At 47.0% G+C, this 22,977-nt stretch carries 18 protein-coding genes and 4 tRNA genes; 3 read left to right on the forward strand and 19 right to left on the reverse strand.

Translation table 11 applies throughout. The annotated features are described in order from the left end of the window. Positions 1–1,206 (forward strand): protoheme IX biogenesis protein HemY, encoded by a 1,206-nt coding sequence (hemY, locus tag Xbed_RS04505; protein ID WP_086111753.1) that lies wholly within the window; start codon positions 1–3, stop codon positions 1,204–1,206. Between the two features lie 747 nt (positions 1,207–1,953). On the opposite strand, the gene Xbed_RS04510 is transcribed toward hemY, so the two are convergent. From Xbed_RS04510 to trxA, 19 genes are all read right to left on the reverse strand, one after another. Next, positions 1,954–2,030: transfer RNA gene (locus Xbed_RS04510), tRNA-Pro, on the reverse strand. 25 nt (positions 2,031–2,055) lie between these two features. Continuing rightward, positions 2,056–2,142: transfer RNA gene (locus tag Xbed_RS04515), tRNA-Leu, on the reverse strand. A 15-nt stretch (positions 2,143–2,157) separates the two neighbouring features. Continuing rightward, positions 2,158–2,233 (reverse strand) — tRNA-His (locus Xbed_RS04520). A 100-nt stretch (positions 2,234–2,333) separates the two neighbouring features. Continuing rightward, positions 2,334–2,410, reverse strand: a tRNA-Arg gene (locus Xbed_RS04525). A 148-nt stretch (positions 2,411–2,558) separates the two neighbouring features. Beyond that, positions 2,559–3,944 carry a bifunctional threonine/serine APC transporter ThrP gene (gene thrP / locus Xbed_RS04530; protein WP_086111754.1) on the reverse strand — a complete coding sequence of 462 codons (1,386 nt, stop codon included), beginning with the start codon at positions 3,942–3,944 and terminating at the stop codon, positions 2,559–2,561. 322 nt (positions 3,945–4,266) lie between these two features. Then, the gene (gene wecG / locus Xbed_RS04535; protein WP_086111755.1) at positions 4,267–5,004 is read right to left on the reverse strand and encodes a lipopolysaccharide N-acetylmannosaminouronosyltransferase; all 738 of its coding nucleotides are present in this window, start codon (positions 5,002–5,004) and stop codon (positions 4,267–4,269) included. Continuing rightward, on the reverse strand, positions 4,991–6,433 hold the full coding sequence (gene wzyE / locus Xbed_RS04540; RefSeq protein WP_086111756.1) for an ECA oligosaccharide polymerase: 1,443 nt from the start codon (positions 6,431–6,433) through the stop codon (positions 4,991–4,993). Before wzyE ends, wecG begins: the two co-directional genes overlap by 14 nt. Further along, the gene (locus tag Xbed_RS04545; protein ID WP_086111757.1) at positions 6,430–7,533 is read right to left on the reverse strand and encodes a TDP-N-acetylfucosamine:lipid II N-acetylfucosaminyltransferase; all 1,104 of its coding nucleotides are present in this window, start codon (positions 7,531–7,533) and stop codon (positions 6,430–6,432) included. Before Xbed_RS04545 ends, wzyE begins: the two co-directional genes overlap by 4 nt. Next, positions 7,530–8,780: a lipid III flippase WzxE gene (gene wzxE, locus Xbed_RS04550; protein ID WP_086111758.1), complete on the reverse strand. Its 1,251-nt coding sequence runs from the start codon at positions 8,778–8,780 to the stop codon at positions 7,530–7,532. Before wzxE ends, Xbed_RS04545 begins: the two co-directional genes overlap by 4 nt. Position 8,781: 1 nt before the next feature. Then, the gene (rffA, locus tag Xbed_RS04555) at positions 8,782–9,912 is read right to left on the reverse strand and encodes a dTDP-4-amino-4,6-dideoxygalactose transaminase (RefSeq protein WP_086111759.1); all 1,131 of its coding nucleotides are present in this window, start codon (positions 9,910–9,912) and stop codon (positions 8,782–8,784) included. Between the two features lies 1 nt (position 9,913). Then, a complete protein-coding gene (gene rffC / locus Xbed_RS04560; RefSeq protein WP_086111760.1) occupies positions 9,914–10,645 on the reverse strand; it encodes a dTDP-4-amino-4,6-dideoxy-D-galactose acyltransferase in 732 nt (243 codons plus the stop codon). Then, positions 10,623–11,504, reverse strand: coding sequence for a glucose-1-phosphate thymidylyltransferase RfbA (gene rfbA / locus Xbed_RS04565; RefSeq protein WP_086111761.1), 882 nt, complete (start codon positions 11,502–11,504; stop codon positions 10,623–10,625). Before rfbA ends, rffC begins: the two co-directional genes overlap by 23 nt. An 18-nt stretch (positions 11,505–11,522) precedes the next feature. Beyond that, a complete protein-coding gene (gene rffG, locus Xbed_RS04570) occupies positions 11,523–12,605 on the reverse strand; it encodes a dTDP-glucose 4,6-dehydratase (protein WP_086111762.1) in 1,083 nt (360 codons plus the stop codon). Then, on the reverse strand, positions 12,602–13,864 hold the full coding sequence (gene wecC / locus Xbed_RS04575) for a UDP-N-acetyl-D-mannosamine dehydrogenase (protein WP_086111763.1): 1,263 nt from the start codon (positions 13,862–13,864) through the stop codon (positions 12,602–12,604). Before wecC ends, rffG begins: the two co-directional genes overlap by 4 nt. Beyond that, positions 13,861–14,991: a non-hydrolyzing UDP-N-acetylglucosamine 2-epimerase gene (wecB, locus tag Xbed_RS04580; protein ID WP_086111764.1), complete on the reverse strand. Its 1,131-nt coding sequence runs from the start codon at positions 14,989–14,991 to the stop codon at positions 13,861–13,863. The genes wecC and wecB overlap by 4 nt, the downstream gene beginning before the upstream one ends. Positions 14,992–15,148: 157 nt before the next feature. After that, positions 15,149–16,222 carry an ECA polysaccharide chain length modulation protein gene (wzzE, locus tag Xbed_RS04585; protein WP_086111765.1) on the reverse strand — a complete coding sequence of 358 codons (1,074 nt, stop codon included), beginning with the start codon at positions 16,220–16,222 and terminating at the stop codon, positions 15,149–15,151. A 30-nt stretch (positions 16,223–16,252) separates the two neighbouring features. Beyond that, positions 16,253–17,341, reverse strand: a complete 1,089-nt coding sequence (wecA, locus tag Xbed_RS04590) for a UDP-N-acetylglucosamine--undecaprenyl-phosphate N-acetylglucosaminephosphotransferase (protein WP_086111766.1) — start codon at positions 17,339–17,341, stop codon at positions 16,253–16,255. A 404-nt stretch (positions 17,342–17,745) separates the two neighbouring features. After that, positions 17,746–19,005, reverse strand: a complete 1,260-nt coding sequence (gene rho, locus Xbed_RS04595; RefSeq protein ID WP_086111767.1) for a transcription termination factor Rho — start codon at positions 19,003–19,005, stop codon at positions 17,746–17,748. 670 nt (positions 19,006–19,675) lie between these two features. Further along, a complete protein-coding gene (gene trxA / locus Xbed_RS04605; RefSeq protein WP_086111768.1) occupies positions 19,676–20,002 on the reverse strand; it encodes a thioredoxin TrxA in 327 nt (108 codons plus the stop codon). A 120-nt stretch (positions 20,003–20,122) separates the two neighbouring features. Between trxA and rhlB the strand changes: the two genes are divergently transcribed. Both rhlB and gppA read left to right on the forward strand, forming a co-directional pair. Continuing rightward, complete coding sequence (rhlB, locus tag Xbed_RS04610; RefSeq protein WP_086111769.1) at positions 20,123–21,409, forward strand: ATP-dependent RNA helicase RhlB; 1,287 nt, start codon at positions 20,123–20,125, stop codon at positions 21,407–21,409. A 43-nt stretch (positions 21,410–21,452) separates the two neighbouring features. Next, the gene (gene gppA, locus Xbed_RS04615; RefSeq protein WP_086111770.1) at positions 21,453–22,961 is read left to right on the forward strand and encodes a guanosine-5'-triphosphate,3'-diphosphate diphosphatase; all 1,509 of its coding nucleotides are present in this window, start codon (positions 21,453–21,455) and stop codon (positions 22,959–22,961) included. The last annotated feature ends 16 nt before the right edge of the window (positions 22,962–22,977 follow it).

Below are 22,977 nucleotides of genomic sequence, written 5' to 3' on the forward strand. Positions count from 1 at the left end.
ATGCTGAGAATATTATTGCTATTCATTATCCTGATTGTGGGCTGCATACTTGGCCCCTTATTGTCCGGGCATCAGGGGTACGTTTTGATCCAAACGGACAGTAAGAATATCACCACCAGCATCACTGCTCTGGTGATTATGTTCCTTTTGTTACAGTTCCTGCTGATTTTCATCGGCTGGTGTTATCGTCGGTTAAAGCGTACCAGTACATTCACTCATAGCTGGATTTTTGGTGGCTATAAACGCAGTCGGGCACGCTCACAAACCAAACAGGCACTGCTCAAACTGGCGGAAGGGGATTTCAAGCAGGTTGAACGCCTGATGACCCGTAATGTTGATCATGCAGAGCACCCTGTCGTGAACTATTTATTGGCCGCAGAAGCCGCCCAGCAGCGGGGAGATTATTTCCGTACCAACCAGTATATTGAGCGTGCCGCAGAAGTTGCAGATAAAGATCAACTCCCTGTCGACATTACCCGCGTGCGTATCCAACTGGCACAAGGCGAAATTCATGCCGCGCGCAACGGGGTGGATAAGCTGTTGAATGATGCCCCGCGCCATCCTGAAGTATTGCGACTGGCTGAACAGGCTTACACGCTTTCAGGTGCTTATCAATCACTAATTGATATCTTGCCGACAATGATAAAAGTTGATCTGCATAGTGAGGACGAGATCCTTAAATTGCGTCAGCAAGCCTATATCGGGTTAATGAATCAGGTGATGGCAGAAAAAGGCAGTTCCGGCCTGAAAGAATGGTGGAAAGACCAAAGCCGCAAGATCCGCAATGACATCATGTTACAAGTGGCTATGTGCGAACATTTGATTGAGTGCAATGATCATGACACTGCCCAGCAAATCATTCTGAATGGATTAAAACAGCAATATGATGAGCGTCTCCTGCTATTGATTCCACACCTTAAGGGCAGTGACTCCGAAGCCATACAAAAAGCGCTCGCCCATCAATTAAAGCAACATGGTGCAACCCCCTTGCTCAACAGTACCCTGGGACAAGTTGCTTTGCGTCATGGTGAATGGGCTCATGCTGAAACCGCATTTAAAGCCGCTCTTGCGCAGCGACCGGATGCCCATGATTACGCATGGCTTGCCGATGCACTCGATAGATTGCAAAAACGCGAAGAAGCCGTTCAGACCCGTAATAAAGGCTTTATGCTCACCCTGAAGCGCGATAACACCCCTGAATCCTGACCAAGCATAAACCACGATATTCCCCACCACAGTTAACGATAATCTCTGCCAAATCGTTAACTGAGGTGCGCCGGATTTCATTTCTACCGGTTTCTACAGGCAAAAAAAAACACCTATCAAAAAAGACAGGTGCATAAATACAATCAGGTTTACAGACGGATAGTGCCTCACTCAACGTTGTGTCCGGTTTGTGATGAAAAGACAGTGATGCTTACTCATCTATAACGTGGACCATAGGCACTGATAATCAGCTCTACATCATCCTGGGGTTTATGAAGCCATATGCTGTCATAAGAAGTGGGATGAGTATCTACAGGCCATGATAATGCATTTTACGTGCCAATCTTTTCAATCAAAATAAATTTCCCTTACCCGCGTGCTGATTGACTTTCCATAATCGACATTCTGACTTTTACCAAAAATCACCCAAAATACCGTCTCCCATTTGAGACACCTTTTAAGATGCTTACATATAGCCAATAAAAATCATGCAGTTAAATGTCATCATTTTGAGACACTTAATGATGCGGTTTGTCGTTGAAATACAACATTTATCTAAAAATCACTTTTAAAACACTGAGTTGATGCATTAAAAAAAGCGATATTCTTCGATTTTATGCCAAAGGAATCACCGAGAAAGTAGAGGAAAATAATGAGAAAACCAGAATGTTTTTATCGGAAAGGAAACTTTTATCGACAGGAAAATAGAAAGAAAAATCCCCGCAATAGCGGGGATTTTTCAGAATTTGGTCGGCGAGAGAGGATTCGAACCTCCGACCCACTGGTCCCAAACCAGTTGCGCTACCAAGCTGCGCTACTCGCCGAAATGCTTTTTCAAGCTCTTTTTTATGGTGCGAAGGGGGGGACTTGAACCCCCACGTCCGTAAGGACACTAACACCTGAAGCTAGCGCGTCTACCAATTCCGCCACCCTCGCGTATCATAAAAAAGATGGGGTGGCTAACGAGACTCGAACTCGCGACGACTGGAATCACAATCCAGGGCTCTACCAACTGAGCTATAGCCACCATGACAGTTTTTCATATACTGTTTACTGCTTCTTACTACTTTTGCAACGAACTGCTTTAACCACGATAACTCATTGCCACTGCTCTTGCACGCTTAAAATGGCGCGCCCGACAGGATTCGAACCTGAGACCTCTGCCTCCGGAGGGCAGCGCTCTATCCAGCTGAGCTACGGGCGCTTAACGCCGTTGCGGTGGAGGATAGTACGGATTTAAAGTCGTACTGTCCAGTGCTTTTTTAAAAGAAATGATGCGTTTGATTACGCTTTGTTCATTTGGCTGATAAAGACAGCAGATTTCCATCGCAACGGGTTTAATCGTGTAAGAATCAATCGGTCAAACTAGGTTGGTTTTTCCTGCAAATAAATTTTGTTAGCCAATAAATCAATGACACTATCAACAAAAATATCCCACCGACCATCAGTGAGAAGCGGGTATCTGGATTAACGGCCATTCCCACCAGAACACAACAAAGGAAAATCAATGTCAGATAATTGACATAAGGGAACAGGATCGATTTAAACTGATGCTGTTTCAAGGCTTCCTCATGGTGTTTGCGGAAGCGCAATTGACTCACCAGGATCACAAACCACGGCACCATGCCGGGTAATACGCTGGCACTATAAACGTAAACAAATACCGACTGTGGGTTTGGGATCAGGTAATTGAGGCTGGAACCTGCAATCAGGCAACCAATGGTGATGGCTATACATTTCACCGGCACACCATTTTTCGATAACTTCAGCAGTGAGGCTGGCAACTGGCGGTTTTGCGCCAAGGCGTACAGCATTCTGCCACCACTGTACATGCCGCTGTTACACCCAGAAAGGGCGGCAGTCAGCACAACAAAGTTAATCACTGCGGCCGCAGAAGCAATCCCGACTTTAGAAAAAGTCATCACGAATGGGCTGCCATGCGTGCCAACGTCTGTCCACGGGAACAGCGTCACAACAATAAAAATAGCACCCACATAGAAAATCAGAATACGCCACAGAATATTGTTGATCGCTTTTTTGAGCGTCACTTGTGGATTTTTCGCTTCACCCGCAGTAATACCCACCAGTTCAACGCCCTGATAAGATGCGACAACAATACACAAAGCAAACAAAAAGCCTTTCCAGCCACCAGAGAAAAAACCACCATGCGAGGTCAGGTTATCTAATCCAATGGGTTGCCAATCATTCCCCAAGCCAAAGAAAATTAAGCCAACACCAACCAAAATCATCACAATAATCGTCGTGACTTTGATCATGGCAAACCAGAATTCCAATTCACCATACAGGCGTACCGCCGCCAAGTTCGCCAGGGCCACTAACCCGACCGCGACCAGTGCAGAAACCCACTGGGGTAATTCCGGGAACCAGAACTCGGCATAAACACCGATGGCCGTGATCTCTGAAATTCCCACCGAAACCCACATGAACCAATAGCCCCATGCCGTCAGGCAGCCCCAATAAGGGCTAAGGTATTTATGGCCGAAAGCCGCGAATGAACCCGTGACAGGTTCAAGGAACAGCATTTCTCCCATCGAACGCATGATGAAAAAGACAAAAAGTCCAGCAATAATGTAAGCCAGCAAAACAGAAGGACCGGCCCATTTCAATGTACTGGCTGATCCCATGAACAACCCTACGCCGATTGTGCCACCTAGCGCAATCAGCTCAATATGACGTGCCTCAAGTCCCCTTTGCAGGCTCTGTTTTGAATCACTCATAAAACTCCCTATCCACTTTTATGATGTCTATATTTGCAAACAGAAAAAATACAGGAATTGATAATCAATCGTTGTAAAAAAGGCTGGGATCAAAACACGTTTTGCCCATCAGTGAAATAAAAAATTATAAAATTGCGCTGATACCTGTTTTATCGGGTATCGCTGTTGGCGTGAGCAGCATCATTAATGACCCGTGCCTAACCACATAACAAGATAGTGATTTCATGCTTTGACTAAATACCAAGACACCACAGATGGGATAGAACGCGGGAACCTGCTACGTATGATCAACATAGCAGGCTGAAAACGAAAAATTACCGGGCTAGAGCTTACCACCGTAATAATAACCCAGGAACCTCAATAGCTTAATCTGCCTACGGATGCGACTTGGCTGGGATAGTAGACGATACAACCACTCTAAACCTAAATTTTGCCACATTTTCGGGGCACGTTTGATATGTCCGGTAAAGACGTCATAAGTCCCCCCAATCCCCATATACAACGCATCGGGATGGATTTTCCGGCAATCACGCATGAAGATCTCCTGTTTCGGTGATCCCATTGCGACAGTAATAATCGCAGCACCACTGGCATGGACCCGCTCAAACAACGCTTCACGCGCTTCCGGTGCAAAATAACCATCCTGGCTGCCCACGATATTGACATTCCATTGGGTACGCAATTTATTCTCTGTCTGAGCCATGACATCCGGTTTTCCACCGACCAAAAAAACCGGTGTCCTTTCACGACCTGCCCGTTCCATCAAGGCTTCCCACAAGTCGGCTCCCGCAATCCGGGCCACATCCGCATCAGGGTATTTACGGCGAATTCCCCGCACGATGCTAATGCCATCGGCATATAAATATTCGGCTTCATCCAGCAACATATTCAGCGCATTATCGTTTTCTGCCGTGAGAACTTTTTCTGCATTAATCGCAACCAGCGTCCCTGTTTTTACTTGGCCATTCTGGAAAAGATGATCAAGAAAATGCGACATACCACGAAATCCCCAGATATTGAGGCCACGAATACGGTATTTAGGAATGCTATTCAACGCCATTTTTTTTCCTTACATCCAAAATAACGGATGGTTTTTGCGGGGCCGCCAAATTACTGACCACCAACTTTCTAACCAGCCCTGCACTTTCAAACAACCAATACAGTAATTTTGCCGCGACCAAACATAAGCCAAAGACAATGCAAAAGAACACAACCCGGGAAACGAAAGAATCCACCCCCTCACGGGCCAGTACAATCATGTTAAAAATTGCACCAAAACAGAAAGCCTGCAAGATTGCGGCCTTATAACGATTAGTTTCCTGCTTCCCGGCTTCATAAATCCAGTCAAACCATTTGATAATAAAACCGACTGCAATCGCGCCCAGAGGGATAAAGAACACGCCGCCCATCACCACAAGCGAACCAATCAGCGTGGGGGAAATCGCAAGGCCGGAGTGGTTATTCAGCACATCCCATGTGAAGTAATTCGCCGTATTCCAGACCAGACCCGGTCTGTCCGGCCACAACCAATTGGGAATAAAAACATAAAAATCACGGATAATCGGCGCCAAACCCTGAAACTCTATTTTGTCGTAGTTATCCAGCAGCAGGGCCAGGTTTTCCCAAGGAGAGAAAGTATCCCGCGTGAGATACAGGAAAGTATAAAATGCTTCCGCACCACTCACATCCAAACCGTAGCGTTTTAACGCCAGCCAGAACATACCGACAATGCCGAATATGCCCGCAGCAAATAACATCCACAAGGTGATCCAGCCACGGACAATCCCAATAAACAGGAACAGGGCAAAAGCAATAATGATGTTAGCCCGTGTTCCGCCAACAATCACATAAGTCAGGATGCCAAAACCAACCGTGCCCACTAAAAAACATATCCAGCGGATTTTAGTCGGGTTCAGAAAAAAGACCACCAACATGGCAGGAATGAAGAAATAAAAGAAACGCTTGAGTGCCACGCCGGAAACTTGACTGGAGAATATCTGATTATAGGACTGTAACTTAAACAATAAGAAGCCGTTCTGCATAAAGAACGATCCCACCGTAACAATGGCAATACCGGCAAGCAGCAACCATGTGAGATTCGTTTCCACTCGATTCATGCTGAACAGGGGCTTTCTGATTGAAGCCATCGGTGATGTTGCAGGCTCTATCGTATGTTTGCGGGTTTTATCGCTCAGGGGCGTTTTATAGCTCAGGCGTGTTTTATAAGCCACATAATAAATGGCGTAGAAACAGCCAGATGCCAACATAGCATGCAACAACGAAGCGACAGGCACAACCTGTACATCAAACTGGAACACTAACATGCTGGTCAGCGGGAATCCGAAATAGAATGTCAACAAATACAACAATGAAAAGAAGACATTAAAGTTAAAACGGACACGCCGAAATTCTTGATACGTCAAGGTCAGAATAAGGACCAATGAGATCACGTAAACGACAAATAGCCCACCGAATTGTGTCAAGGTCATTGATGCTCTCCAGATACCGCCACCAATAGGGCGGTTTTCCACCCCTCAATGAAATTGGGATCAAAAAAGGCAATCGCCTTTTTATCGAGGGACAGCATCTGACGCTGTGCTTCCTGCACCCAGTGTTTATTCAGTTCATCGCCATCAAACAGAACAGGAACCTGCTGTTCCGTCAAATCATGCCAGAATGGATTTTGCCGGCTCAGAACAAACGGAATACCAAATTGGATCAGCAAACAGAGTGTTCCAATCCCCTGCTGCCGGTTGAAGATGAAATAGCCCAAATCGCATTGACGCAGTAAGGACAAATAGTCATCAAACGCCATTTTATCTTGCAAGATGCGCACGTTTTGCGCCGGAAACAGCGATAATGCCGTTTGCTCTACGCGCTGGATATAGGCTTGGTTATTTTCGGGGTAGCCCATTGGAATAATCACCTGTGCCTCATCCCCAAACTGATGGTGGATCTTATGCAGTGCTTCTATATGACGATTGGATTGATCCCCTGAATTCCCCAGCAAGATAGTGATCCCTTGCGGTGAAAATGTTTTTTCCGTTACGGTAAGAGCCGGGTTCATCCTGGTTGGGAAGTAAAGCACTGACGATGGCACCTGCGGTTTGGATTGGCCTGTGTGCCGGAAAAAATGCCGGAGATCACCGCGCGTGGCAAATATATGCCCTACTCGCTTCTGCGCCAAACGGCGAAGCAGATAGAACAAACGGAATTTCAGTTGGCGGGATTCTTCATATAAGTCAGCGCCCCATGCATGCCAGCAAAATTGATGCCGCTTGATTTTGCCCATCAATAAAGCCAGCCACAAGGCAGCATTAAACTGCCCGTGGAAAAAGAAACGGGTGGTCCTATTTGCCTGTGCCTTTTTGATCACCGCCCGTGAAAGAGCGGCTTTGCTATCATAAACAGCGATCGTCAGGCCGGAATAATTCGAATTCGATAGCCATGTATGGTCTTTGGACACCACCATAAAACACGGTTTGGCCGGAAAATTTATTTCCTGAGCCAAGACGTCATTAAAGAAACGCAGCAACGTTTGATTGTGATGTGGGATATCCGATCCCAGAACGTGAATTAGGGTTGTCATGCTCGCCTGCGATAAATAATAAATACGCTACAACAAAGAATGAAATAAACAATATAAGTGGCCATATATGACTGAGCCGCTCCCAATGCCCCATTTTCCGGTATTAACCAATGGGAGAAACCCGTCAGTAAAAGGAACTGACTGACCTCAGCCAGAACATAAAAACGCAGTGCCGCTTTCGCTATCACCAGATAACCAAAAACATAAGCGCCGACTTTCAACACGTCGCCCACCAACTGCCATGCGAATAACCCCCGCATTGCGGTAAATTTGTCTGAAAACAGCAGCCAAATGACAAAATCACGCAACAACCAGACAGACAAGCTGGCCGCAGCCACAGCAGGTAAGACAAATTTCAGGGCCTTTACGATTTCGCGGGTAATATCTTGTTTATTCTCCAAACGGGAAAGCGTTGGCAGCAGATAGACCGTGAAAGAGGCCGTAATAAATTGTAAATAGGCATCCGATATGCTGCTCACCCCCTGCCAGATGCCGACGTCTTCCCAGCTATATCGTGCCGCCAGCAGGTTTCGCATCATGACATAAGCCACGGGCAACGTGATGGAGGTCAGCAATGCCATCAGGGTAAATTTTCCCAAATGGCCGGCAATCGCCCGATCCCACATCGGTTTCAAGGCGGAAAATGCAATAGTCTTGCGGCGCAGGATCATCAACCCAGCCGGCAGGACCACTAACGCAGGCACCAAAGCCAGCCCGGCCAATGCACCTTCATATCCCCCCAGCCAATAGCAGAGGCTATAGGCCATCACCCCCGTCAGACTGCCCAAAATAATCGCCAGCGCATTTCCCTGAGCATCCCTGAATCCTTTCAAGATAGCCAGAAAATAGTTGGCGTAAGCGATCCCCATTTGAATAAATGCGAGCGCCTGCACAACCGTTTTGTAATCGTTATGACCAAACAAAGCCCTGCTGATGGTGTCACTGAACAAGAGGAGAACCACCGCCAGCAGGGTCGAAAAGCCCAGAATAATCGAGGATGATGTGCCCAACACGCGCCTGAGTTTTTCCGGGTGCTGATGATGTTGCGCCACGTATTTGGTGACACCATTAAAAATCCCCGCACCCGACAGTACGCCCAATACGGTAATAAGCTGGCGAAAGTTGCCTGCCTGCCCCACTCCCGTAGGGCCAAAAGACACCGCCAGCAGTTTAATGACCAGCAGCCCGGCCCCGATCTTGATCAGTGTGGAACCTGCCGTCCAGACAGAAGTTTTGGCAAGTGACATATCAGGCAAAAAATTCCTTGATACGACTGATGACCACTTGCTGCTCTTCATCAGTGATGTTGTAAAACATCGGCAAACGCACTAAACGGTCACTTTCACGGCTGGTAAAGCGATCTTCTCCGTGGAAACGGCCACACTTTTCGCCGGCAGGACTGGTGTGCAATGCGACATAATGGAATACGCTCAGGATGCCGTTTTCTTTCATGTAATGATTAAATGCACTGCGCTCTTCCATATCTTTCAGCTTGATATAGAACATATGGGCGTTGTGTTCAAAGCCTTCTGGAATGATTGGTAAGGTCAGGTGCCCCGCATCCGCCAATGGTTTCAGCGCCTGATAGTAGTTATCCCACAAGGTCAGACGACGCTGGTTGATTTCCTCAGCCACTTCCAATTGCCCCCACAGGTAGGCCGCTTGCAGGTCAGACAACAGGTAGCTGGAGCCGATATCACGCCATGTGTATTTATCGACTTGCCCACGGAAGAATTGGCTGCGGTTAGTGCCTTTTTCACGAATAATTTCAGCACGGGCAATCATGGACTGATCATTGATTAATGTTGCACCGCCTTCACCACCGGCCGAATAGTTTTTGGTTTCATGAAAGCTGAAACAGCCGATATGTCCAATCGTGCCCAATGCTCGGCCTTTATAAGTTGACATCACGCCCTGTGCCGCATCTTCCACCACATACAGGTTATATTTTTCCGCCAGCGCCATGATAGTCTCCATTTCACAGGCGACTCCCGCATAATGTACTGGCACAATGGCACGGGTTTTTTCTGTAATGGCTGCTTCAATTTGGGTTTCATCAATATTCATGGTATCAGGACGGATATCCACGAACACAATGGTTGCCCCGCGCAGGACAAAAGCATTGGAGGTCGAGACAAAGGTATAACTCGGCATGATGACTTCATCACCCGGTTGGATATCCAGCAAAATCGCCGCCATTTCCAGTGAAGCCGTACAAGAGGGGGTCAACAGTACCTTTGGACAGCCAAAACGCTGCTCCATCCAGGTTTCACAACGTTGGGTAAATTCACCATCACCACACAATTTACCACTGGCCATCGCTTGTTGCATGTATTGCAGTTCAGTGCCGACTATCGGTGGTTTGTTAAATGGAATCATTTCATCCTCTGTATAACCAATATGCAGTGCTCTCAATGATGGCACCGCGACGTGTATAAAGGCGCAAGGCAGTGATGTTACTGATTTGTGTTGCCACTCTCAGCCGTTGTATCTGATGGTTCTGACACCATTGCTGCGCCGCCGACATTAATTTTTTGCCAATTCCCTGATGGTGATGACCCGGTACGGCGGCCAATAAGCCAATGCGCGCCTCATGGCTACCCCTATTTCTGAGGGTGACAAAGCCCATCATTTTACCGTGTTCATCATTGATAAGCAGGCATTCATGGTCAAACGTGCCCAAAACCGCTTTTTCGACCCAAGCCGCATAGAATCGACCACTGTCATCCGGCTGATACCACGGAGAACGGAAACGGCTGGCCGTAAAGACATGAGATGCGACTGATCTTAATTCGGGTATATCTTGTGGTTTTGCAGAAATCAGTTTTTGTTCTGCTTGCAGTTGCTTTCCGGTATACGCAGCCGTGTTCTCTTGCGCTTCAATCGATAACAACAAATCGGCTTCACCTTCCACCAAAGAAAAGCCTAAAGCGGACAGCCCATCAATGATGGGCGTTTGTTGAGCGGGAATTTTTGCCTGCACCAGTGCGTATTTATCCAACCGGGCAGCCGTCAGCACCGCCGCCTCGGGTGAGAAATTCAGGCGCGCAGTGGACAAACCAAAGAACCGGCTATCCCAGACCAGAGGTTCAAGGTTGGCGTGAATAAACATTGAGCAAATCCATTAAATATTTGCCATAGCCCGTTTTAGTCAGTTCCAAAGCCGCCATTTTTAATTGTTCAGCGCTCAACCAACCGTTACGCCAGGCTATCTCTTCCAGACAGGCGATTTTGAAGCCTTGGCGTTTTTCAACGGTCTGAACGAAGGTACTGGCTTCAATCAAGCTGTCATGGGTTCCTGTATCTAACCAAGCAAAACCACGCCCTAATAGTTCAACGTTCAATTCGTCACATTCCAGATACATCTGGTTAATGCTGGTGATTTCTAATTCACCACGGGAAGAGGGCTTCACTTGTTTAGCAAAATCGACCACTTTGTGGTCGTAAAAATAGAGCCCGGTTACCGCCCAGTTAGATTTAGGCTGCACCGGTTTTTCTTCGATGGAAAGTACCCGATATTGCTCATCAAATTCCACGACGCCAAATCGATCGGGGTCCATCACTTGATAACCAAATACGGTTGCTCCGGTTTCACGCGCCGCCACACTTTGCAGTTTTGGGCTAAATGACTGACCAAAAAAGATATTATCACCCAGCACCAGACAGCAGGCATCACTGTCAATAAATTCTTCACCAATCAGAAACGCTTGGGCCAGACCATCTGGAGAAGGCTGTTCGGCATAACTCAAATTAATGCCAAATTGCTCGCCATTGCCCAGTAGCCGTTTAAAAGCCGGTAAATCATCCGGTGTAGAGATAATCAGGATATCGCGGATCCCCGACAGCATTAACACTGACAGCGGATAATAAATCATCGGCTTGTCATAAATCGGCAATAATTGTTTTGATACGCCACGCGTTATTGGATATAAACGGGTGCCAGAGCCTCCCGCCAGTATAATTCCTTTCATGCTGTCCCCCAGATGGGCTTATTCATTTCCCAGCCCAAGACGCTCACCGGCATAAGAACCATCCTGAACCCTACGCCACCAGTTTTCATTTTCCAAATACCATTGCACGGTCTTGCGAATGCCGGATTCGAAGGTTTCTTGTGGACGCCAGCCCAGCTCACGCTCAATTTTCGCTGCATCAATCGCATAGCGCCTATCATGCCCGGGGCGATCCGTCACATAAGTCACCAAATCCCGATAATGTGCTATTCCCGCCGGTTTTGGGCACAGGTTGTTGAGCGAAAATTCTTCCAGCAAGGCACAAATCGTTTCCACAACCTCGATATTTTTCCGTTCGTTATGTCCACCGATGTTATAGGTTTTACCGGGTTCGGCCTGGGTGACGACCAAATACAATGCCCGCGCGTGATCTTCCACATACAGCCAGTCACGGATTTGCTCCCCTTGACCATAAACAGGCAGAGGCTTACCCGCCAACGCATTCAAGATCACCAAGGGGATCAGTTTTTCCGGGAAATGATACGGCCCATAGTTATTGGAACAATTGGTGATCACGGTCGGTAAACCATAAGTACGCCGCCATGCCCTGACCAAATGGTCGCTGGAAGCCTTTGATGCCGAGTAAGGACTGCTTGGTGCGTAAGGCGTGGTTTCCGTGAAGAAACCCTCTTCATCCTGCAAATCCCCATAAACTTCATCGGTTGAGATATGGTGAAAGCGGAATTCCGCTTGTTTTTTCTGATCCAGCGACTGCCAAAATGCGCGGGCAGCTTCCAACAAAGTATAAGTCCCTATGATGTTGGTTTCGATAAAAGCGGCCGGCCCATCAATGGAGCGATCAACATGACTTTCTGCCGCCAGATGCATAACCGCGTCCGGTTGGTATTGCTGGAATACATGATCCAAGGCATCGCGCTGGCAGATATCAACCTGTTCGAACGCATAGCGGGGGTGATGAGCCACCGGAGCCAATGACTCAAGATTGCCGGCGTAAGTCAGGCTATCGACGATGACAACACGGTCTTCCGTCTGATTGATGATGTGGCGAACAACCGCAGAGCCGATGAAACCAGCACCACCGGTGATAAGAATACGTTTCAACGCCAAACTCCTTTGGTATCAACAACCCATTTTTGCTTTATTGCATCACAATGAATGGCTTTAAACTGGCTGTGATCCACCAGCATCAATACAACATCGGCTTCTGCCAATGCCGGTTCCACATCCATTAATTCAACCAGACCTTTCAATGCGTGAGGCAGTTCATGGACATTCGGCTCAACCGCCACGGTTTGCCCTGCATGCCACTGCGCAACCATTTCTGTGATATGCACAGCCGGGCTTTCGCGCAAATCATCAATGTTCGGTTTGAACGCCAACCCAAAACAGGCAATTTTAATTTCATTCGCCCGTTTACCACTTTCAGTCAAACAATCTGCCACCGCAGCTTTTACTTGATCAACCACCCAAAGCGGCTTGCTATCATTGACCAAACGCGCGGTATGAATCAGACGCGCTTGTTCAGGATTTTGGGATACGATAAACCACGGATCGACGGCAATACAGTGCCCACCCACCCCCGGACCCGGTTGCAGGATATTTACGCGCGGATGACGATTTGCCAGACGAATCAGTTCCCAGACGTTGATGTCCTGTTCGGCACAAATCAAGGAAAGTTCGTTGGCAAACGCGATATTGACATCACGGAAACTGTTTTCTGTTAATTTGCACATTTCTGCCGTTTTGGCATTCGTGATAACACATTCGCCTTCAAGGAAAATGTTGTACAGCTCACTTGCCCGGCGGGATGATTTGGCCGTCATTCCCCCCACCACGCGATCATTTTTGATCAATTCCACCATAACCTGACCCGGCAACACACGTTCAGGACAGTAGGCAATATCAATATCCGAATTTTCACCCGCCTGTTGGGGGAATGAAAGATCAGGGCGTGCCGCAGCCAACCACTGTGCCATTTGTTCTGTGGCACCCACCGGCGAGGTGGATTCCAGAATAATCAAATCGCCTTTCTTCAAGACTGGTGCAATTGATTCCGCCGCAGAACGCACATAAGCCATGTCCGGCTCATGCTCTCCCTTGAAAGGCGTAGGGACAGCAATCAAGAAAGCGTCCGCAGTTTGTGGAACCGTTACGGCTCTCAGGTAACCGCCTTCAACCGCGATTTTCACCACTTGTTCTAAATCAGGTTCAACGATATGGATCGCGCCACGGTTAATCGTTTCTACCGCATGTTGATTGACATCCACACCGATGACGGTCTTTTTGCGCGAGGCAAAGGCGGCGGCGGTAGGTAGGCCGATATAACCCAGGCCGATCACAGAAATTGTTTCAAAACTCATAATGTCACCTGATTTTTCTTCAATGCGTCAAGAATTCGCTGGCAAGCCTGACCATCACCGTAAGGGTTATGGGCGTGGCTCATGTGTTGATAGGCGATGTCATCCGTCAATAGGCGTGTAACTTCTGCAACGAGAGTTTGTGTTTCTGTCCCCACCAGTCGCACCGTCCCCGCATCAACCGCTTCTGGCCGTTCCGTGGTACTGCGCATGACCAGTACCGGTTTTCCCAGAGAAGGCGCTTCTTCCTGAATTCCCCCTGAATCCGTCAAGATCATGTAGGCATGATTCATCAAATAGACGAAAGGCAGGTAATCCTGAGGCTGGATAAGGATCACGTTATCAATATCATGCAGAATACGCTTAACCGGCTCACTGACATTGGGGTTCAGATGAACAGGGTAAACCACCTGAACATCGGGATGCGCTCTGGCAATCTGGGCCAGCGCTTCGCATATGCGCTCAAATCCCTGACCAAAGCTCTCCCGACGATGGCCCGTCACCAGAATCATTTTCTTATTGGGATCAATAAAGGGATAAAGCTCAGCAAGCTGACCATACATGGTTTTGTCATTCATGATACGGTCACGTACCGACAGCAGGGCGTCAATCACCGTGTTACCTGTAACAAAAATACGGTTTTCTGCAATGGATTCTTTTAAGAGGTTATTGCGGGAATTTTCCGTCGGTGCAAAATGGTACATCGCCAGGTGCCCTGCAATCTTACGATTGGCTTCCTCCGGCCAGGGAGAATAAAGATCTCCGGTTCTCAACCCCGCTTCAACATGGCCCACCGGGATATGCTGATAAAATGCGGCCAGGCTGGTTGCCATCGTCGTCGTCGTATCACCATGCACCAACACCACATCCGGCTTGAATTCTTCCAATACAGGCTTGATGCCTTGCAGGATACGGCAGGTAATATCGGTAAGATCCTGCCCTTTTTGCATGATATTGAGATCAAAATCCGGCGTTATTCCAAACAAGTGCAACACCTGATCCAACATCTCTCTATGTTGGGCAGTGACACACACTTTTGCGTCAAAGGCCGTATCCCTAGCCAATGCGTGTACCAACGGTGCCATTTTGATGGCTTCCGGTCGAGTACCAAACACAGTCAACACTTTCACAGTGGCTCTCTTATTTTGTCAATCATTGCGCATGCTTCCACAAAAGCGGAGGGTTAATCACCATCTCCATCCCTGCTTCCGAGCAATGTGCATACAGAATGCAGGCTACCGGGAACAGTCATTAACCCTGAAAAACCGATGAATTATTTACATGAAGTTATTTATATGAACTGATGGGGCAGCGTGAACGCCTTACCAAAGCGACTCCTGCGCCAACCAACATACCAATGGCACCCCACATGATCATCATGAAAGTACGGCGAGGGCTGGCTCGGTTAACAGGTTCCTCAGGAGTCCTGAGATAACGATAAGTCTGGAAGGTGTCTTGCAGAGTGGGGCCGACATTCAATGTCGCCAGCATCGCCATGTTTTGATCATAATCAATGCTGTAATTGGGACCCGTAGCTTCCAATGTTTCAATCTGGGCTTGCAATAATGGCATTCCCAACATAAACATTTTGGATTCCGGCAATTCTTCGATAGGAATATTCGTTTGGTTTCGGTGAATGCCTTGTTTCTCTGCCACTTTCAGTGATTGCTGCAAAACATTCAATTCCCGATTGTACATTGCCTTGGCGACCATCTCCTGACGTTTAACCAAGGCTTTCATTGATTGGGTTCGTGTCGCCCATGCCCCTTTAATTTCGTTGTTCAGGTGGGTGCTCGCCCGTTGATTGGCAAACGCAATATATTTACGTAACAGTTGGTTCGCATCAACGGCGGTTTCTACCGTTAGCCTGATATTGTCATTGAGTGTTTTTCTGTCATCACTCCGTGTGATCTTAATATTGTTGATCAATTCTTCCAGCAACACGGCATCCGCTTTAGCACGCCCTTCCCTGCGCTGTTTGTAATAATCAGAAGAAAGCCAAAATTCACGACGGGTATCATACGCTGCGACCTGTGTCATGAATTCTTTGTATGCCCCGTCTGGAATGGTCGGCAATTGTGCCTCAGGTGAGGCATTGATGTGAGTGTCCAGATTGCGCAAAAATTGTTGTTGCGAATAATAGCTACCCAGATTATTGGTTGTCGGTAAATCCACAGTAGCGGTTGCGCTCCACTTTTGCTGCATCAGATAAGATGCACCCAGAGCGACGGCAGCGAAAATGATTGCCAGTGCGATAATCCATATCTTTCCACGCCACAGAGCATGACACAGTGCACGAATATCCAGTTCATGCTCTATAGTCTGTTGATCCTGTTTAAATTGCGTTTCTGAATTTATCACTGCACAAAACCTCTTTGATAAGTCAATGTGTTAATGATGACTTGTTGCCCGACGCATACGACGTTTACACCGTTTGATAAAACGGGCCACCCGCCATGCTCGTTTGATGCAATAGCCATATAGCATAAAAGCAAGCAAAAATAATGCCAACATCACCCATTCAGGCACAAAACTTAACCGTTCGCCAATAATTCCAATTGATGCCAATAAAACCGCCGCCAGAGTAATCAAGATGAATGCCTGACGGGAAGTAAACCCAGCACGCATGATTAAGTGGTGAATATGTTGGCGATCTGGGGAAAACGGACTCATGCCCTTGCGCAATCGACGGTACATAATGGCCACCATGTCCATCAATGGAATCGCAATGATCCAAAGTGCTGTCACCGGACGAATAGCAGGGCTTTCCCCTTGAGTCGTTGCAGTCAGTAGCCAGATAATGGTAAAGCCGATGAGGGTACTTCCCGCATCCCCCATAAAGACTTTGAAGCGTTTCCCGACCAATCCGAGATTGAGGAATATGTAAGGTAAGATCCCGGCGATAAACGCAAAACACCAAAATGCCAGTGCGGTATTGCCACTTTCATACAGCAGAATCCCCAATGCCCCGAACGAGACGCAGGATAATCCGCCTAATAAACCATCAATACCATCCACCATATTGAAAGCATTGATGGCGGCCCAGACCGCGAATAGTGTCACAACATAACTGAATGGACCCAGTGTCATTTCCCATGGCCCGAAGGTATTACCCAAGCTCTCAAGTTTAAGACCGGCAAAGTACATCATGCTGATACCCACTAGTGCCTGAATGGTTGCCCTAATCTTCACGCTGATATCAAAACGGTCATCTAATGCGCCAATAAAAACCAAGATCCCTGCACAAGACAAGTATAACCATTTATGGAGAATAAATTCTTTTGTAATAACAAATGCAAAACAAATACCAAAAAAAACTGAGATTCCACCAACCAAGGGAACTAAGCCATGGTGACGTTTACGGTAATTGGGCTTATCAACCAAACCAATTTTTTTTGCTGCCTTACGAGCTACAAACAAAAATGCGAATGAGAATATAAATACGCAAAAAATTTCGGCACTCATGCTAGGAATATTCACAATAACAACTCTCTGTAAAAATAATGATGGGGCATCTATTATTCATTGACTTATGAATGCCCAATTCGACACCAAACCCATAAGTTCCCTGTTCACAAAACAAGGCATTCTGTCTTATAAAAATTATCAAATGGAGCATACAAGCTATAGACCGTGGTCAATAATTATCTACTAAACAATGAGTCATCGTTTGTTTATGAAATATGCTGCCAATCATTCGAAAAACATGCAAAAAATGTACCATTTCAAGCGAATAGGGTAAGCTACAGATAAAAAAAACGCCACAAAAACGTGGCGTTTTAAAGTAATGACTGCTTTTCGAACTCATTCAGAACGATACCCGTCGTCTTTCAAGTTGCAGATTTGTCAGCAACATCTTGAAATTCATTGGGTATATATCAAAACTATGAACGTTTCATAAAGTCGAAGAATTCTTCGTTTGTTTTTGTCATAGCCAGTTTGTTGATCAGGAATTCCATCGCATCGATTTCACCCATCGGATGAATGATCTTACGCAGGATCCACATTTTCTGTAGCTCATCCTGTGTCGTGAGCAACTCTTCTTTACGTGTGCCAGAACGGTTGTAATCGATGGCAGGGAAGACACGTTTTTCAGCAATCTTACGGGACAGGTGCAATTCCATGTTACCTGTACCTTTAAATTCTTCGTAAATAACCTCATCCATCTTGGAACCGGTATCAACCAGCGCAGTTGCGATGATGGTCAGGCTACCGCCTTCTTCAACGTTACGGGCAGCCCCAAAGAAACGTTTTGGGCGATGCAGCGCATTCGCATCCACACCACCTGTCAATACCTTACCGGAAGCAGGAACGACGGTGTTATATGCACGAGCCAGACGGGTGATGGAATCCAGCAGGATAATAACGTCTTTCTTGTGCTCAACCAGGCGTTTCGCTTTTTCAATGACCATTTCGGCCACTTGGACGTGACGGGAAGCGGGTTCATCAAAGGTTGACGCAATCACTTCACCTTTGACCAGACGCTGCATTTCAGTCACTTCTTCTGGACGCTCATCAATCAGCAGAACCATCAGAACGCAGTCTGGGTGGTTGTTGGCAATATTAGCTGCAATATTTTGCAGCAACATGGTTTTACCTGCTTTTGGTGGAGCCACAATCAAACCACGCTGACCACGGCCAATCGGTGCGGCCAGATCCAGCACACGCGCGGTTAAATCCTCGGTAGAACCATTACCACGTTCCATGCGCAGACGGCTGTTGGCATGGAGTGGGGTCAGGTTTTCAAACAGGATTTTACTGCGGGCGTTTTCAGGCTTGTCAAAGTTAACTTCATTAACTTTCAGCAGGGCAAAATAACGTTCACCTTCTTTTGGTGGGCGGATTTTCCCTGAAATGGTGTCACCGGTACGGAGGTTAAAACGGCGGATTTGACTAGGGGAAACGTAGATATCATCAGGGCCTGCAAGGTAAGAACTATCTGCGGAGCGGAGGAAACCAAATCCATCCTGTAATATCTCCAGCACACCATCTCCGAAAATATCCTCTCCGCTTTTCGCATGCTGTTTGAGAATAGAGAAAATGATGTCTTGCTTGCGCATACGAGCCAGGTTTTCCAGCCCCATATTTTCGCCGAGAGTAATCAACTCAGATACCGGCGTATTCTTTAATTCGGTAAGATTCATAATGGTGGGTTCTTTAACTCGGGGTATATCTCGAACTATGAACGTGAATGGTATGGCAGCGTTATCGGTGCCTGTTTATTTGTACCAGAAACGAATAAAACCTTCTAACATATTAAATTATATTACAAGGCAGTAGCTTGAAGTACTCAGATTGATTTCAAAATAAGGCTGACAAACTGTCAAAACACGACTGAGATAATAACAAAACGTGGTTAACTTCAATATAGGGGCTATCTCAGCGTAAGCATTATCTCGGTGTGAGTACTGTTTATAACTATAAGAACATCTTATAACTATAAAAACATCCAGCTTAAAGATGTTCAGCATCAGGACGCTATCAGCATGCCAAGCTATATATTGGATGCTTCATATATAGGCTCAGAAACTTTATCAAATGCGATATGCTATCAGATACTTCAGGTGATCCAGAAATAACAGATTTATCAGGCACTACAGATTGTTTAGTATGCAACATGCTTAATGTCAAATCTTTATATCAATAAACCTTTTATATCGAATAAAGATGTCGAATAAAGAATTCACTCATGCAATGCCTCATACGAGCACGTGACCGCTAACTTACCACGCTTCGCAACGGACGTCTAGCGGTCAAATGGGATAAATCACTCTATACGCTAAACGCCCGTAATTACTGTGACCAGACTCTAAATTAGAGGTGTTGTTCCAAAAACTCTTTCAACTGAGTTTTTGACAATGCACCCACTTTTGTCGCTGCCACTTCACCGTTTTTAAACAAAATCAGTGTAGGAATACCGCGAATACCGTATTTTGGTGCTGTATTTGGGTTGTCATCAACATTCAGCTTGGCGACAGTCAGCTTACCTGCGTATTCGGCAGAAATTTCATTCAGAATAGGGGCAATCATTTTGCAAGGACCACACCATTCAGCCCAGAAATCAACGAGGATTAGGCCTTCTGCTTTTAGTACATCGTTTTCAAAACCAGCATCAGTCAGATGGGTAATATTCGCACTCATTTTTTTGCTCCAAAAGTAAAATCTTTTACAGTGTCAGTGTACATTAACCAACATAAGGGTGTCTTTATTTCAGCGGATACACTTTCTTAAAGCAATAGTTAACTGATATTCTACCACACTATGAGCAAAACACATTTGACAGAAAAGAAGTTTTCCGACTTCGCATTGCACCCCAAAGTCCTAGAAGCCCTTGATAAAAAAGGGTTCTCCAACTGCACGCCGATTCAGGCGTTAACATTGCCTTTTACTGTCGAAGGCCGAGATGTTGCGGGGCAAGCACAAACCGGAACAGGCAAGACGCTGGCATTTCTGGCGTCTACTTTCAATTATTTACTGGCTAATCCAGCCGCCAAGGAGCGTAAAATCAATCAGCCAAGGGCGCTGATTATGGCTCCGACCCGTGAACTGGCTGTCCAGATTTATTCTGATGCAGAAGAACTGGCAGAAGCCACTGGATTGAAAATGGGTCTTGCCTACGGTGGCGATGGCTATGATAAGCAACTTAAAGTGCTGGAATCTGGCGTCGATATCATCATTGGTACAACCGGTCGTTTGATTGATTATGCAAAACAAGGGCATGTTCATCTGGGTGCCATTCAGGTTGTGGTACTTGATGAAGCCGATCGCATGTATGATTTGGGCTTTATCAAAGACATCCGTTGGTTGTTCCGTAGGATCCCGGCTGCGACGGAAAGAATGAATTTGCTGTTTTCCGCAACCCTGTCTTATCGAGTGCGTGAACTGGCCTTCGAACAAATGAATAATCCTGAATATGTGGAAGTGGAACCCTTGCAAAAAACGGGGCATCGCATTCAGGAAGAGCTGTTCTATCCTTCCAATGAAGAAAAAATGCGTCTGCTACAGACTCTGCTGGAAGAAGAGTGGCCTGATCGCTGCATCATTTTCGCCAATACCAAACACCGCTGTGAAGATGTCTGGGCTCATTTGGCGGCAGATGGTCATCGGGTCGGTCTGCTGACGGGTGATGTTGCGCAGAAAAAACGCCTGCGGATCCTCGAAGAATTCAGTGTGGGCAATTTGGATATTCTGGTCGCCACTGATGTTGCCGCTCGTGGGCTACACATTCCCTCTGTGACGCATGTATTTAACTATGACCTACCCGATGACTGTGAAGATTATGTCCATCGTATTGGCCGGACGGGTCGTGCCGGAGAGAGTGGTCACTCCATCAGCCTGGCATGTGAAGAATATGCGCTGAATCTACCTGCCATTGAAGAATATATTCAGCACCAGATACCGGTCAGCAAATATAACAGTGATGCGTTGCTGGAAGATCTGCCGATACCTAAGCGCCGTAACCGCACCCGTTCAGGAGGTCACCCGCGTCGTACCAATATGCCGCGCCGTGGTAATCCAACACGTAGCCGCAAACGGCCAACACCATGATGAAATTACGATGCTGAAATAACACAGGCCGGAATAAAATATTATGCTGAGTTCTTCTTCGCTCTATGCCGCCATCGATTTAGGCTCAAACAGTTTTCACATGCTGGTTGTCCGTGAAATATCCGGTAGTATTCAAGTGGTCACCCGCATCAAACGCAAGGTCAGGCTGGCCGCCGGATTGGATAAAAATAGCCATTTATCACAACAGGCAATGGAACGGGGATGGCAGTGCCTTCGCCTTTTTTCCGAATACTTGCAGGATATTCCTGCCACGCAGATCCGGGTTGTAGCTACAGCAACTTTACGACTTGCCGCAAATTCGGATGTATTTGTGGGGAAAGCGGCAGCAATATTGAACAGCCCGGTCAATGTCATCAGTGGTCAAGAAGAAGCTCGCCTGATTTATCAAGGTGTTGCCCACACCACCGGTGGGTCTGAACAACGGCTTGTCGTGGATATTGGTGGCGCCAGCACAGAACTTGTCGCGGGGACCGGAGCCACGGCCAGCCAGCTATTCAGTCTGGAGATGGGCTGCGTCACCTGGCTGGAACGCTATTTCAATGATCGCAGCCTGACAGAAGAGAACTTTGCCACAGCGGAATCGGCTGCCCATGATATTCTCAGTTCTGTCACCACCGCACTGCTTGAGCAGGGGTGGCACATTTGCGTAGGGGCTTCCGGCACAGTACAAGCCTTGCAGGAAATCATGATTGCTCAGGGTATGGATGAGCTGATTACCCTGCCTAAACTTCAGCAACTCAAGCATCAGGCGATTGAGTGCGGCAAGCTGGAAGAACTGGAAATTGATGGGCTGACACTCGAGCGGGCCTTGGTTTTTCCTAGCGGATTGGCCATCTTAATTGCCATTTTCCAGGCATTGAACATCGAAAGTATGACACTGGCAGGCGGTGCTCTGCGTGAAGGGTTGGTTTATGGAATGCTGAATTTATCCATTGAACAAGATATTCGCGCCAGAACCCTGCGTAATATACAGCACCGCTTTCAGTTGGATATTGAACAGGCACAACGTGTCAGGCAGTTGGCCGAACATTTTTGCCAGCAAATTGCTCAACCATGGGCGTTGAATGAACGCTGCCGCGAATTATTAAGCACGGCATGTTTACTCCATGAAATCGGTTTGTTCATTGATTTTCGTCAGGGAGCCGCGCACTCCGCTTATTTGATTAGCCATTTGGATCTGCCCGGTTACACGCCTGCTCAAAAGCGTTTACTGGCCATCCTGTTGAAAAACCAAAGTGGTCCTGTCGATTTAGCATCACTCAGCCAGCAAAATGCGCTGCCAGCATTGCAGGCACAACGATTATGTCGCTTATTGCGCCTCGCGATTATTTTCGCCAGCCGTCGGCGGGATGACACCTTGCCTGCCTTACGGTTACTCGTGGAAAATGAAACGCTCATCATTACCCTGCCCTACCAATGGCTGATGAAACACCCACTCAGGGCCGAAGCATTGCAGCAGGAAATGAAATGGCAAAGTTATGTCCAATGGACACTGTTCCTTGAGGAACAGAATCATTCCCGCTTGGGTTAATTCGATTTGAAAGACA

The sequence above is a fragment of the Xenorhabdus beddingii genome, assembly GCF_002127545.1.
Lineage (GTDB): Bacteria > Pseudomonadota > Gammaproteobacteria > Enterobacterales > Enterobacteriaceae > Xenorhabdus > Xenorhabdus beddingii.